The 12,805-nt window shown below is 71.2% G+C and carries 16 protein-coding genes; 6 read left to right on the top strand and 10 right to left on the bottom strand.

Features of this window, described 5'->3' with window-relative positions; all coding sequences use genetic code 11:
* Nucleotides 1–44: 44 nt before the first annotated feature.
* The 4 genes from BMX74_RS02430 to ychF form a co-directional block, all read right to left on the bottom strand.
* Nucleotides 45–290, bottom strand: coding sequence for a hypothetical protein (locus BMX74_RS02430; protein ID WP_201784776.1), 246 nt, complete (start codon nt 288–290; stop codon nt 45–47).
* A gap of 81 nt (nt 291–371) precedes the next feature.
* The gene (locus BMX74_RS02425) at nt 372–1,091 is read right to left on the bottom strand and encodes a conjugal transfer protein (protein WP_236715089.1); all 720 of its coding nucleotides are present in this window, start codon (nt 1,089–1,091) and stop codon (nt 372–374) included.
* Nucleotides 1,092–1,715: 624 nt separating this feature from the next.
* Nucleotides 1,716–2,015, bottom strand: coding sequence for a hypothetical protein (locus BMX74_RS02420; RefSeq protein WP_091097891.1), 300 nt, complete (start codon nt 2,013–2,015; stop codon nt 1,716–1,718).
* A gap of 83 nt (nt 2,016–2,098) precedes the next feature.
* A complete protein-coding gene (gene ychF, locus BMX74_RS02415) occupies nt 2,099–3,175 on the bottom strand; it encodes a redox-regulated ATPase YchF (RefSeq protein ID WP_055508303.1) in 1,077 nt (358 codons plus the stop codon).
* Between the two features lie 166 nt (nt 3,176–3,341).
* Between ychF and BMX74_RS02410 the strand changes: the two genes are divergently transcribed.
* Complete coding sequence (locus BMX74_RS02410; RefSeq protein ID WP_055508301.1) at nt 3,342–4,598, top strand: DNA recombination protein RmuC; 1,257 nt, start codon at nt 3,342–3,344, stop codon at nt 4,596–4,598.
* A gap of 14 nt (nt 4,599–4,612) precedes the next feature.
* The gene (locus tag BMX74_RS02405; RefSeq protein ID WP_055508299.1) at nt 4,613–5,122 is read left to right on the top strand and encodes a DUF6542 domain-containing protein; all 510 of its coding nucleotides are present in this window, start codon (nt 4,613–4,615) and stop codon (nt 5,120–5,122) included.
* A gap of 147 nt (nt 5,123–5,269) precedes the next feature.
* On the opposite strand, the gene BMX74_RS02400 is transcribed toward BMX74_RS02405, so the two are convergent.
* On the bottom strand, nt 5,270–6,238 hold the full coding sequence (locus BMX74_RS02400; RefSeq protein WP_055508297.1) for a 4-hydroxy-3-methylbut-2-enyl diphosphate reductase: 969 nt from the start codon (nt 6,236–6,238) through the stop codon (nt 5,270–5,272).
* A 102-nt stretch (nt 6,239–6,340) separates the two neighbouring features.
* On the opposite strand from BMX74_RS02400, the gene BMX74_RS02395 reads away from it, so the two are divergent.
* Both BMX74_RS02395 and xseA read left to right on the top strand, forming a co-directional pair.
* On the top strand, nt 6,341–7,309 hold the full coding sequence (locus BMX74_RS02395) for a hypothetical protein (protein ID WP_091097888.1): 969 nt from the start codon (nt 6,341–6,343) through the stop codon (nt 7,307–7,309).
* Nucleotides 7,310–7,335: 26 nt separating this feature from the next.
* Nucleotides 7,336–8,577, top strand: coding sequence for an exodeoxyribonuclease VII large subunit (xseA, locus tag BMX74_RS02390; RefSeq protein ID WP_055508293.1), 1,242 nt, complete (start codon nt 7,336–7,338; stop codon nt 8,575–8,577).
* Nucleotides 8,578–8,628: 51 nt separating this feature from the next.
* On the opposite strand, the gene BMX74_RS02385 is transcribed toward xseA, so the two are convergent.
* Complete coding sequence (locus BMX74_RS02385; protein WP_091097886.1) at nt 8,629–9,237, bottom strand: TetR/AcrR family transcriptional regulator; 609 nt, start codon at nt 9,235–9,237, stop codon at nt 8,629–8,631.
* 84 nt (nt 9,238–9,321) lie between these two features.
* Between BMX74_RS02385 and BMX74_RS02380 the strand changes: the two genes are divergently transcribed.
* A complete protein-coding gene (locus tag BMX74_RS02380) occupies nt 9,322–9,735 on the top strand; it encodes a nitroreductase family deazaflavin-dependent oxidoreductase (RefSeq protein ID WP_055508289.1) in 414 nt (137 codons plus the stop codon).
* Between the two features lie 15 nt (nt 9,736–9,750).
* Here the strand turns inward: BMX74_RS02380 and BMX74_RS02375 are convergent, their stop codons facing one another.
* Together BMX74_RS02375 and BMX74_RS02370 are read right to left on the bottom strand one after the other, a co-directional pair.
* Entirely contained in the window at nt 9,751–9,984 is a 234-nt protein-coding gene (locus BMX74_RS02375; protein WP_055508288.1) for an exodeoxyribonuclease VII small subunit, read from the bottom strand.
* Nucleotides 9,985–10,054: 70 nt separating this feature from the next.
* The gene (locus tag BMX74_RS02370; protein ID WP_091097884.1) at nt 10,055–11,011 is read right to left on the bottom strand and encodes an ArsR/SmtB family transcription factor; all 957 of its coding nucleotides are present in this window, start codon (nt 11,009–11,011) and stop codon (nt 10,055–10,057) included.
* Nucleotides 11,012–11,139: 128 nt separating this feature from the next.
* On the opposite strand from BMX74_RS02370, the gene BMX74_RS02365 reads away from it, so the two are divergent.
* Nucleotides 11,140–11,481: a hypothetical protein gene (locus BMX74_RS02365; RefSeq protein WP_055508284.1), complete on the top strand. Its 342-nt coding sequence runs from the start codon at nt 11,140–11,142 to the stop codon at nt 11,479–11,481.
* A gap of 60 nt (nt 11,482–11,541) precedes the next feature.
* Here BMX74_RS02365 and BMX74_RS02360 read toward each other — a convergent pair whose 3' ends face one another.
* Complete coding sequence (locus BMX74_RS02360; RefSeq protein ID WP_091097882.1) at nt 11,542–12,072, bottom strand: DUF4245 domain-containing protein; 531 nt, start codon at nt 12,070–12,072, stop codon at nt 11,542–11,544.
* 11 nt (nt 12,073–12,083) lie between these two features.
* Nucleotides 12,084–12,692: a TetR/AcrR family transcriptional regulator gene (locus BMX74_RS02355; RefSeq protein ID WP_091097880.1), complete on the bottom strand. Its 609-nt coding sequence runs from the start codon at nt 12,690–12,692 to the stop codon at nt 12,084–12,086.
* Between the last annotated feature and the right edge of the window lie 113 nt (nt 12,693–12,805).

Genomic DNA, 12,805 nt, shown 5'->3' with positions numbered 1-12,805 from the left:
TCTCCACCCGCTCGTTCATGACCGCCGTGGAGCGGTCTCAACCCTCATCTGATGCCCAAGGCGCCCGCGATCGCCTTCGCGGTCACCTCGATGATGTTGGGCACGTAGAAGATCACCCCGATCGCGACGGCCAGGATCAGGAACTGCACGAAGCGGGTGATCTCACGGGTGAAGAGGAAGAACAGCGCCACCACGGACACCACGACCAGGAACAACGGCGCGAAGAACGCGCGAAGGAAGTTCGCGAGCCCCTCGGTGTTGACCCCGGTGGGCGCCGGTGAGGGCGACATCTCGATCAAGGTGAGCAGTACGGTCTTCAAGGTCACTTCTCGTCCTCCCGGGGGGTACCGATCAGCAGTGCGGCACAGGGTCTATCCAACTCGCCGACCCGCGCCGCGGATGTCGGCGACATACCACTTGTCGCCCTGCTTTTCGACGGTCAACCGGTAGGCCTGCTCCAACCGGCCGCCGACCGCGCCGGGGTCGGTGGTGTTCGGAGCGGCCGAGGCCGACGCCGTCGGCACGAGCCACTCCACGACCGCCTGTATCTCTCTGGTGGCACCCCCCACGGGCACCACGACTTCCTTGAGCTCCGCGAAGGTGAAGGAGCCTCCGAAGCTCGGCAGGCTCTTGCCGGCGGCGACGTAGCGCTGCAGCCCGGCGGCGTCGCCGGAGGCGTAGTCCTTGAAGAAGCCTTCGAGCTGCGGCTTCAGCTCGGCCGCCGCGGCGTCGTCGGTCTCGGGCTTGGCGAGCTGCGGCAGGTCGGCCGGGGCCGGGGCGGGCAGGATCGCGGGCCTGCCCGAGACGACGAAGCGCTTGCCCGCCTCGTCGCCCGAGTAGTAGACGGGCACCGACAGCAGGAACCTGCGGGGCCCGCTCTGGAAGGCCACCGTGACCACGGCGTTCTGGGCGTCGGTGGTCTCGATGTCGTACGGCTGGACGGCCACGGCGGAGTACTTGCCGTAACCGTCCCATCCGGCCTGCTGGTCCATGCCCTCGGGCAGGAACGCGGCGAGCTTTCCTGACCTGCTCGCGGCGTCTTCCGGGCTGAAATTCAGATACACCCCCGCGAACTGGGCGGCGAAGGCCATGCCCCGGTCGGCGGGAAATCCGTGATGTGCCTGGTTAACGGGGTCGGCGGCAGGCGCCGCCTGCTGCGTAAACCGCTCAAATGGGGCACGGATCCCATTCACCACGATTACTACAATAAGCGCCCAAAGAATGACACGGCCGGTCCACACCAGCCAGCGGCCTCCGCCGCCCGACCACCCGCCGCGCCGCGGCTTGCGGGGCGGCGGCGCCTCGAAGTCGTCGATCTCCGGATGTCCGGAAAGCCCGGGATCGCCAGCGATCCGAGGACCGTGCTGGACGGTAGACCTACGAGCCATCACGCCTCCGCTCGCGCCGATCCCCCCGGCTGGCGCGGTGTCGTCCGTTGCCGATCCCCATCATCCGCGGTGAAGCAGTCACCCTATCCGGTCCCCGCCATTGTTCCAGGAAAGCCACGCCTATGCTGCAGGCATCGCCGCCCTGACGGCAAACCGGCCACGGAACGCGCGTCCCTGTGTCCGTTCCTGATGGTTCGCGGTGAATTAGGCTTTTGACCAGGCACGATGCCTTAAGCCCGGTAGCGTGACAGCCACGGATTCCTGTCCAAAAAAGGGATGGACTCTAACGACCTGCCTATTCGGTATGACGGCGGGCAGGAGGGGGTGTCAGGCGGGCTCGGGATCCTGGGCGGGACGCGCCTGCCGCCTGCTCTGCAGATCGACGACAGTGGGGCGGACGGCACGCTCCAGCGACCCGCGCAGGCTCGCCAGCATGGCGGCCGCGTCCTGCTCGCGCATGCGGCTCGCCAGTTCGTCGCGCTCCTCGGCCTTCCTCCGCAGGTACGCCTCACGGTTGACGCGCAGGCCGTACATGAGCTCGACCCTGATCAGGGCGAGCTCCTCCTCCAGGCTGATGCCCGCGAGCGTGGGCGCGGGGCGTCGCTTCCGGATGATGCGTCGGATCATGAGGGCCTCCCGAGTCAGCGTGAACGCCGTGACGATTCGACGCGTGGGCCCTCGAACTGGTTGACGCGGCAGTGGTCCAGGAATCAAACGTTGAATCTGAACTCGACCACGTCGCCGTCGCGCATCACGTAGTCCTTGCCCTCGATGCGCGCCTTGCCGGCGGAGCGCGCGGCGGCGATGGACCCGGCGGCCACCAGGTCGTCGAACGAGACGACCTCGGCCTTGATGAAGCCGCGCTGGAAGTCGGTGTGGATGACCCCGGCGGCCTCGGGGGCGGTGGCGCCCCTGCGGATCGTCCAGGCCCTGGTCTCCTTGGGGCCCGCCGTGAGGTATGTCTGCAGGCCGAGCGTCTCGAACCCGACCCGGGCGAGCTGCCGCAGACCGGACTCCTCCTGGCCGACCGACTGCAGGAGCTCCAGCGCCTCCTCCTCGTCGAGCTCGACCAGCTCGGACTCGATCTTCGCGTCGAGGAAGACGGCCTCGGCCGGCGCCACCAGCGCGGACAGCTGCTCCCGCAGCGCGGTGTCGGTCAGCTCGTCGGCGTCGAGGTTGAAGACGTACAGGAAGGGCTTGGCGGTGAGCAGGTGGAGGTCGCGCAGCCCCTCGCGGTCGAGGCCGCTCTCGAAGATGGTCTTGCCGGTCTCCAGGACGGCCAGCGCGGCCTCGGCGGCCTCGAGCGCGGACTTCTTGTCCTTGTTGTTGCGCGCCTCCTTCTGCAGGCGCGGGACGGCCTTCTCGACCGTCTGCAGGTCGGCCATGATCAGCTCGGTGTTGATCGTCTCGATGTCGCGCTTGGGCGAGATCTCACCGTCGACGTGCGTGACGTCGGGGTCGCCGAAGACCCGGATGACCTGGCAGATGGCGTCGGTGTCGCGGATGTTGGCCAGGAACTGGTTGCCCCGGCCCTGCCCTTCCGAGGCGCCCTTGACCAGGCCCGCGATGTCGACGAACTCCACCTTCGCGGGCAGGATGCGGGCCGAGCCGAAGATCTCGGCCAGCTTGGGCAGGCGGTCGTCGGGCACGCCCACGATGCCCACATTGGGCTCGATGGTGGCGAACGGGTAGTTCGCGGCCAGGGCGTTGCCTGTCTTGGTCAGCGCGTTGAAGAGCGTGGACTTGCCGACGTTGGGCAGGCCGACGATGCCGATGGAAAGGCTCACGGACAGTGAGTTTACTTGCTGGCAAGGTGCGCACCGTGCGCCGGGACGGCCGCCGGGCCCACTCCGGCGGGCGTCCGCGTGCCGTGCCGGCCCGCGTGTTCGCCCACCGCGATGGCCGGGCGTGTCGGTGCGGAGGGCCGCGCGGTGCTTTGCCATCATCGGTGGGGTGGACCTCGTCTCGCTCCTCCTCGGCCTCGCGATCGGGCTGCTCGTCGGATTCCTGGTGGCCAGGACCCGCGCGGCCGTGCGGGTGGCCGAGGCGGGGGCTCGGGCCAAGGCCGCGGAGGAGAAGCTGGTCTACGTCGAGGGGCAGCTCGCCGAGCGCTTCCAGGCGCTGTCCACGCGCGCGCTCGACGTCAACAACGTCCGCTTCCTGGAGCTCGCGGAGACCCGGCTCGCCGCCTCCCGCGCCGAGGCCGCGGGAGACCTCGACCAGCGCAGGCAGGCCGTCGAGCACCTCGTCGAACCGCTGAAGGACGCGCTCGCCAGGGTCGAGGCCCAGCTGCGCGACACCGAGGCGGGCCAGCGGGCGGCCCGCGCCGAGCTGTCCAAGCAGATGGAGTTCGTACGGCAGAGCAACGAGAGCCTGCGCTCGCAGACCACGGCCCTGGTGCGGGCGCTGCAGCGGCCCGAGGCACGCGGCCGGTGGGGCGAGCTCCAGCTCAGGCGCGTCGCCGAGATCGCCGGCATGCAGCGCCACTGCGACTTCGACGAGCAGGTCACCGAGGGCTCCATGCGGCCCGACATGGTGGTGCGGCTGGCCGGAGGCAAGAACGTCGTCGTCGACTCGAAGGTCTCGCTGGCGGCGTACCTGGAGGCGGCGGAGGCGTCCGACGAGTCGCTGGCCTCCGTGCGGCTCGACGCGCACGCAAGGCACCTGCGCGAGCACGTCGACCGGCTGGCGGCCAAGTCGTACTGGCAGGGGTTCAACCCGTCGCCCGAGTTCGTGGTGCTGTTCATCCCCGGCGAGGCGTTCCTCGCGCCCGCGCTGGAGCGCGACCCCGGGCTGCTGGAGTACGCCATGCACCGGCGGGTGCACATCGCCACGCCGACCACGCTGATCACGATGCTGCGCACCGCGCACTACGCCTGGCAGCAGGCGGCGCTGAGCGAGAACGCCCGCGCGGTGTTCGAGCTGGGCAAGGAGCTGTACGAGCGGCTGTCGTCGCTGGGCAGGAACGTCGAGTCGCTGGGCAGGGCGCTGACGAGGACCGTCGAGGCGTACAACAAGTCGGTGGGTTCCCTTGAGAGCCGCGTCCTGGTCACCGCGCGCAAGCTGCACGATCTGGGCGTCGTCGACGGCGAGCTCGACACGCCGGCGATGCTCGACACCCTGCCGCGGCCGCTGTCCTCGCCCGAACTGCTCGAAACCACATCTCTGATTTCGCACGCGAACGGTAAGTTGGCCAACGGGTCGCAGTGAACGGGGGTGGGCCAGTGGGTGAGAAGGGCAGGCGTTCGACGGTCAGGCTGACCGCGCGCGGCGCCATCGCGCTCGCCCTCGTCGGCACCCTCGCGGGCTACGTGCTGTCGGCGCTGGTCGGCCGGACGTTCGTGGTGGGCGTGGCGTTCGTGGGCGCGAGCCTGCTCGGCGTGGTGCTGGTCAACCGGCGCGAGCTGCTGTCGCTGGTGGTGACGCCGCCCCTGGTGTTCTTCTGCGCGACGCTCTTCGTCGAGCTCGGGCGGGCGTTCGGCTCGGTGTCGATCGTGCAGTCGCTGGCGCTCGGGCTCTACACGTCGCTCACCGGCGGGGCGCCCTGGCTGTTCGCGGGCTCGGCCCTCGTGCTGGCCGTCGCCTGGCGGCGCGGCCTGCGCGACAACGTCCGCGACCTGCGCGAGGAGCTGCGGGCGGGCGCGGAGACGTCGCGCCCGCGACAGTCGTTCGTGCCCGAGCCCGAGGGCTACTTCGAGCCGAGGGTGTACGGCACCCCACGCGGCGAGGACTGACCGGCCGCCACGCGAAGCGTGTCGCGGGGCGGCCCGGAAACGTGAGACGTACCGGCGGCCGGGCGAGAGACCCGCCCTGGGCGGCCGGGAGACGTGAGGCGTACCGGCCGCCAGGCGAGAGACGCTGGGCGGCCGGGAGGCGGGAGCCTAGGAGACGACCCGGAGGTCCTTGCGCAGCTCGTGGGGCAGCGCGAAGCGCATGCTCTCCTCCACCGCCTCGACCTCCTGCACGTCGGCGAAGCCACGCTCGGCCAGGTAGGCGAGCACGCCCTGCACCAGCTCGTCCGGCACGGACGCGCCGCTCGTCAGGCCGACCGTGGTGACGCCGTCGAGCCACTCCTCCCGGATGAAGGAGGCGTCGTCGACCAGGTACGCGGCGTCGGCCCCGTAGTCCTTGGCCACCTCGACCAGCCGCTTCGAGTTGGACGAGTTCTCCGAGCCGACCACGATCACGAGCTGCGACTCGCGGGCGATCTCCTTGACGGCCGTCTGGCGGTTCTGGGTGGCGTAGCAGATGTCGTCGCTCGGCGGGTCGAGCAGGGTGGGGAAGCGCTCCTTGAGCCGGGCGACCGTCTCGGTGGTCTCGTCGACCGACAGCGTGGTCTGCGACAGCCACACGAGCTTGCCGGGGTCCTTGACCTGCACCTTGTCGACGGAGTCGAGCCCGTCGACGAGCTGGATGTGGTCGGGCGCCTCGCCCGACGTGCCCTCGACCTCCTCGTGCCCCTCGTGGCCGATGAGCAGGATGTCGTAGTCCTGGGCGGCGAACCGCTTGGCCTCGTTGTGGACCTTCGTCACCAGCGGGCAGGTGGCGTCGATCGTGCGCAGGCCGCGCTGCCTGGCCTCCTCGTGCACCGCGGGCGACACGCCGTGGGCGGAGAACACCACGATCTCGCCCTCGGGCACCTCCTCGGTCTCGTCGACGAAGATGGCTCCCCTGGCCTCCAGGGTCCTGACGACGTGCGTGTTGTGCACGATCTGCTTGCGGACGTAGATCGGCGCGCCGTACTGCTCCAGAGCCTTCTCGACCGCCACCACGGCTCGATCGACTCCGGCACAGTAGCCACGAGGCCTGGCTACGAGGACTCGGCGGGAAGTAGAGGTCTGGGGCTCCATACTTCTTATGCTACGTGGAGCGGCCATCAGATCCCGCGCGTGCGCGAGCTACGTGCCGTTTGCGAGACTGGCTGTCCAATACTGACCTCCCAGGGAGACGTCATGTCCCTCAGCGACGTGATACGCAACATCGCCAAGACCGTCACCGACAAGGACCAGCTCAAGGAGAAGGCCAAGGACCTCCCGCTCTTCGTGGTCCAGACCACGCTCAGCGCCGCGGGCCAGGCGCTGCTGGTGGTCGACCGGATCAAGAACTCGGTCAAGGGCTTCGGCAAGGAGGACCGCGAGGAGGAGCAGGAGCCCGCCGCAGGGGCTGCGGCCGCGCAGCTCGCCGAGGCCGAGGCCGAGGAGGAGAAGCCGGCCCGCAAGGAGCCGGTCATCTTCGCGCCGCGGCCGAAGGCCGGGGCCGAGGCGGACGCCGGCCAGCCCGGCCCCGACCAGGCCGAAGCCGAGCAGGCCAAGGCCGAGCAGGTCAAGGCCGACCAGGTCAGGGCCGAGTCGAACGGCTCCGCCCCGGCCAAGCCCGAGCCGGTCATCTTCAAGCCTGCGAAGAAGAAGACGGAGGAGAAGGCGGAGGAGCCCGCGCCGGCGAAGCAGGAGGCGAAGGTCCAGGAGGCGCCGGTCCAGGAGGCGCCCGCCCAGGAGACCGTCGCTCAGGAGGCGCCCGCCCAGAAGCCGGCCGCGCAGGTGACGCCTGTCCAGGAGCCGGCCGCGCAGGTGACGCCTGTCCAGGACAAGGCCGTGCAGGAGACCCCTGCTCAGGGCGAGGCCGTGCTGGAGAAGGCGGTCGAGCCCGTCGCCGAGGCGCCCGCCGTCGCTGAGGAGCCCGCTCCCGCCGCCGCCGAGGAACCCGCGCCCGCCGCCGAGAAGCCCGGCGCCGGTGAGGGGGCGCCGGCGGAGCCGCTGCCCGGGTACGCCGGGCTGTCCGTCGCCTCCCTGAGGGCCAGGATGCGCGGCAAGGACGCCGCGCAGATCGCCGCCCTCCTGGAGTACGAGCGCGCCACGCAGGCCCGCGCGGACGTCGTCCGCATGTACGAGAACCGCCTGGCCAAGCTCCAGGCCGAGGCGTAGGCGCGGGCGGCGCGTAGTCTTCCGCCATGACGTCGAAGACCTCGCCCGAGTCTCCCCTGCCGATCCGTACCGTGCTGCAGATGGTCGGCGGCTGGATCGGCAGGCTCGGCACGGTCTGGGTCGAAGGTCAGATCACGGAGCTGAGCGCGCGCGGCGGCACCGTCTTCATGACGCTGCGCGACCCGGTGGCGAACGTGTCGGCCCGGGTCACCGCGCCCCGCGGCGTGTACGAGGCGGCGGTGCCGCGCCCGGCCGACGGCGCGCGCGTGGTGCTGCACGTCAAACCGGACTTCTGGGTCAACAAGGGCTCGTTCGCGTTCACGGCGCTGGAGATCCGGCCTGTCGGCGTGGGCGAGCTGCTGGCCAGGCTCGAACGGCTGCGCCGGCTGCTCGCCGCCGAGGGCCTGTTCAACGCCGACAGGAAGCGCCGCCTGCCGTTCCTGCCCGGGACGGTGGGCCTGGTCTGCGGCCGCGAGTCGGCCGCCGAGCGGGACGTGCTGGAGAACGCGCGCCGCCGCTGGCCGGCGGTGCGGTTCAAGGTGGAGCAGGTGGCGGTCCAGGGTCCGTACGCGGTGGGCGAGGTGACCGAGGCGCTGCGCAAGCTGGACGCCGACGGCGACGTGGACGTGATCGTGGTGGCCAGGGGCGGCGGTTCGCTGGAGGACCTGCTGCCGTTCTCGGACGAGACGCTGGTGCGGGCGGTGGCGGCGTGCCGTACGCCGGTGGTGAGCGCGATCGGCCACGAGCAGGACAGCCCGCTGCTCGACCTGGTCGCCGACGTGCGCGCCTCCACGCCCACCGACGCCGCCAAGAAGGTCGTGCCGGACGTGGGCGAGCAGCTCGCGCTGGTGCGCCAGCTCCGCGACCGGGGGCGCAGGGTGGTGAGCGGGTGGCTCGACCGCGAGATGTCGTGGCTGACGGCGGTGCGGTCGCGGCCGTCGCTGGCCGACCCGGTGCGTGAGCTCGAACGCCGGGCCGAGCAGGTCGACGCGCTGCGCGAGCGGGCCAGGCGGTGCCTGTCGAGCTCGCTCGACCGCGCCGAGGACGACCTGGTGCATCTGCGGGCCCGCCTGGTGGCGCTGTCGCCCGCGGCGACGCTGGAGCGCGGGTACGCGATCGTCCAGCACCCGTCGGGCGAGGTGGTGCGCCTGGCGAAGGACATCGCGCCGGGAGCGCTGCTGACGATCCGCCTGAGCGACGACCGCGTGACGGTCAGGGCCGAGGACGGCGACCCCGCTGAACGAGCCGGGGAGCCGGGAGAGTCCTGAGGCCACGGCTCCCCTGCCGGCAACCAGGGCCAGGCGTTCAGGGCCAGGCGTTCAGGGGTGGTGCGAGGTGACGGCGGTGGCGAGGTCGGTGAGGCCGTTCTTGATGTCCTCGGTCGTCATGCCGCGCTCGTCGCGCTGGTGGCACAGGAGGTTGGCGTTGACGGGGGCGAGCAGCGCGTCGGCGAGGAACCCGGCGTCGGCGCCCGGCCTGGCCTGCGCGATCAGGGTGGCCAGGTGCACGCGGTAGACCCGGTAGGGCCCGCCGTACCTGGCGCCTGAACCGCCTTTCTCCAGCGCCAGGAACAGGGCCTGCTGTTGGTCGATGCGGTCGACGAGCCCGTGCAGGAACGCGGTGATCCGCTGGGCGGGCGGCGCGCCGGGGCCGAGTGGCGGCGGCCCGTTCATGAAGGCGGCCTGGAAGCGCCGTTCGTGTTCGTCGATCAGCGCCCGCAGCAGGCCGCAGCGGTCGCCGAAGCGCCGGTAGACGGTGCCGACGCCGACGCCGGCGGCGCGGGCCACCTCGTCGAGTGAGAGCTGCTCGGCGCCCTTCTCGTCGATCAGGCGCGCCGCGACCTCGATGATCTTCTGCCGGTTGCGTGCGGCGTCGGCCCGCTCGGGCTGCGGCTGCCCGGCCACGGGCAGCGAGGGACGTACGGGCACGGCACGAGCATACCCCTGACAACCGGAGAGTTCTCCGGTTAAGCTCGTAACCGGAGAACTCTCCGATTAACTCAGGAGTGAATCATGCCCAACACGTTCAACCAGCAGGTCATCGAGGAGTTCCGGGCCAACGGCGGCCGTGTCGGCGGCATGTTCGAGGGCTCGCCGCTCGTGCTGCTCACCACCACGGGCGCCAGGAGCGGCCGGCCCGTGACCAGCCCGGTGATGTACCTGAGCGACGGCGAGCGCTACGTCGTCATCGCCTCCAACGGCGGAGCCGACAACCACCCGGCGTGGTACCACAACCTGCGTGCCAACCCCGTGGCGACGGCCGAGGTCGGCGCCGAGACGTTCGAGGTGAAGGCCGAGTTCGTCGAGGGTGAGGAGCGCGACGCGCTGTATGCGCGCATGGTGGAGCAGGCCGCCGGCTTCGCGGAGTACGAGGCCAGGACCACCCGGCGCATCCCCGTGGTGGCCCTGTACAGGACGCGGGACTGACCAGCCGCCCGGGCGTCAGAAGGGGGCGTCGTCGGAGCCGCCCGCGGGCTCGGAGCGGCGGGCCATGGCCGCGGCGAGCTTCACGCGCGCTCCCTGCAGCCACTCCTCGCAGATGGCGGCCAGCTTCTCGCCCCGCTCCCACAGCTCGATCGACTGCTCCAGGGTGAGGCCGCCGGTCTCCAGCCGGCGCACCACCTCGGTCAGCTCCTCGCGCGCCTGCTCGTATGAGGGTGCCTTCTCGTCTGCCACGACACCACCCTAGACGGGCCGCGCCGCCGCCCGGGTCAGGCCGCGGCGGTGGCCGGGCGGGCGACCCGGGTCAGGCGGGCGAGTCGTCGCCGAGGAGGGCCCAGCCGAGAGGGGTCAGGGTGTGCAGGACGGCGTTCCCCATCCGGCTGGTCGCGACCAGCCCGGCGTTGCGCAGCACGGTGGTGTGCTCGCTGGCGGACGCCCGGGAGATGGCCAGCCGGTCGGCGAGGTCGCTGGTGGTGGCAGGGCGGCGCAGCGCCGCCAGCACGCCGGCGCGGGTGCGGCCGAGGAGGGGGCCGAGGACGTCCTTCCCGGTCGCGGACTCGTCCACGCCGTGCATGGGATACACCAGGACGGTGGAGGCTTCGGGCCGGTACATCACCATGGGACCGGGGGCGAAGTACGAGGGCACCAGCAGCAGGCCGCGTCCGCACAGCTCGACGTCGTACTCGCCGGAGATCCGGACGTGCAGGACCGGCGGCTCCCAGCGGCAGTGGGGCGACAGGGTCGCGAGGAGGGCGCCGGTGCCGCCGCGCAGCAGCGTCTCGGAGCGTAACGCGCGGTCCGCGGCGGCGGTTTCCCGGACGAGCGGCCACCAGGGGGCCAGTGACGAGTCGAAGTAGCGGTGGACGTCGCTGGTGAAGGTGTCCCAGGCGCCGGCTTCGCCGCAGGCCAGGTCACGCACCCAGGACGGCTGCCCCGGCGAGGGGGCGATCAGGTCCAGGTCGGCTTCGAGCCGGTCGGCGGGAGTGTGCCTGGCCAGCTCCACGCACGCGGAGAGGTCGTCGACGTCCGGCTGGAGCAGGAAGTCCGGCAGGAACCCGCCCCGGGGGACGACGTCGGCCAGCGCGCCCGCGCGGGCCTTGAGACCGCCGTTCAGGTGCCGGTGCCAGGCGCGGACGCCGGGGCGCGACCAACCCCGGGCGGGCGGCCTGCGGAGGCTCAGGGCGGCCTCCTGCAGCGCGTTCGGGGCTGGGGCGAAGGCGATCTGGCACAGGTCGGCGGCGGTCAGGTGCAGTCGCATCATGCTGTCCGATTTTTCCAGGACGGCCTGACTCTGTGCAGAGCCTTTCGGTCAGATCCGAAAGGCGTTGTGACGCCGTCGCCGCCCGAGAAAGGCTTCTCAGCAGCTCATCGACCACAAGGAGGAGCTTCATGAAGCGCGCACTGAAACTGTCCAGCGGGATCGCGGCCCTGATCATGGCCGCGGGGACGTTCCTCTCCCCGGCCGCCGCGGCCTCGACGGCGAGCGACCTCTCGACGGCCTCCACCCCCGTGCGGCTCTGGGACAGCGGCAGCATCATCTGGAGCAGGAACTACTACGGGATCTTCTACAACGTCAACCTGTACACCGACCAGCTGACGGCGGGCAACTGGTCCGGCTACGCCCAGGACAACACCGGCAGGAAGATCTACTTCTGCGACGGCCAGAAGCTGTTCATGAACAACTACGTCGTCACGATGTTCATCTCCAGGACGAGGGCGTCGTGGTGCTGACCTGATCGCGCGGCCCTGCCGGCCCGGGGGCTCCGGCGGGGCCCGCGGCAGGTCACCGCGTCAGCCGCGGGGGCGCTGCTGCAGGATGGCCGCGAACTGGCCGAGCTCGTCCCAGTCGGCGGTGCCGGTGATGACCAGGGTCACGTCGGGGAGGAAGCGGACGAGCGTGCGCTGCTTCTTGTCCTCGCGGAAGCGCCGCTCCCACGCCGCCCCGCCCACCTGCTGGCTGCCGACCGCCTTGTCGCTGTTGGCCATGCGGTTGGCGAAGCCGGCGGCCGGCTTCTCGTCGCTCTGGACGAACATCAGGTGCTCGCGCTTGGCGGTGGCGAACCCGAGGTGGAGGACCTGAGCGCCGTTCTCGCCCTTGGCGATCCTGTTGCTGTTGGGCACCCAGTTCGGGAGGTCCTTGCTCGGCGCCCACACCTGGTACGGCACGCCGTGGCCGAAGTTGGCGACAGTGATGGAGTAGTCGAGCCGCGGGATGTGCTCTTCCCGGCTCTGCGGGGCGATCAGCAGGAACAGCCCGGCCGCCCCGAGGCAGACGAACAGCGCTACCGCGTAGCCGTAGAAACCTTGCGTGAACCGTCGCACAGATGCCGAGGTTACCCGCTGGTGGCGCCGCCTGCCGAAGCGGCCGGTCGGATCTGCCCGATGATGGACAGCGTCTCCTCGGCGAGGTCGCGGTCGCCCGTCAGCACCACCTCGGACACGGCCGCGGCGAGCGCGCCGGTGACGACGACGACCAGCGCCCGCTGGTCCTCGAACAGCGCGGCGTTGCGCTGCGCCCAGGTGCGCAGCCGGTCGCGCATGACGACCTCGAACCCGGGCGGCCCGTCGCCGCGCAGGAACAGGGCGGCCAGCTCGCGCTCCTCCAGGCAACCGTCGAGGTAGGCGCGGGCCGCGGCGACGAACACCCGCATCGGGTCGCTCTCGCCCGCCGCCCGGGCCGCGCGGGCGGCCTGTTTGGTGCGTTCCCACTGCCGGGCCTGGAACTCCTCGAACAGCGTGAGGTAGAGGTCGGCCTTGCCGGAGAAGTGGTGGTAGAGGCTGCCGACGCTGGCGTCGGCCCTGGCGACCATGTCGGTGACGCCCGCCTCGGCGAAGCCCTTGGAGACGAAGACCTCCCTGGCGGCGGTGAGAAGCGAGCTGCGCGTGGCCGCGCCGCGCTCGGATGTGCGGGGCGCCGTCATCGCGCGTTCCGCGTCGCTCATTCGACCTCCTCCACGGTCCCCGGCCGCCCGTACGGACGAAGCTTACAGACGCGTCTCCGCCTCGCCGGGGGGAACGGCCCGACCGGGCGGAGCAGCGAGCCGGGGAGGGCAGA

This window comes from Nonomuraea pusilla (genome assembly GCF_900109355.1).
Taxonomy (GTDB): domain Bacteria; phylum Actinomycetota; class Actinomycetes; order Streptosporangiales; family Streptosporangiaceae; genus Nonomuraea; species Nonomuraea pusilla.
Note: the sequence above shows the minus strand (reverse complement) of the source record. Positions and strands in the feature narration are given on the sequence as shown.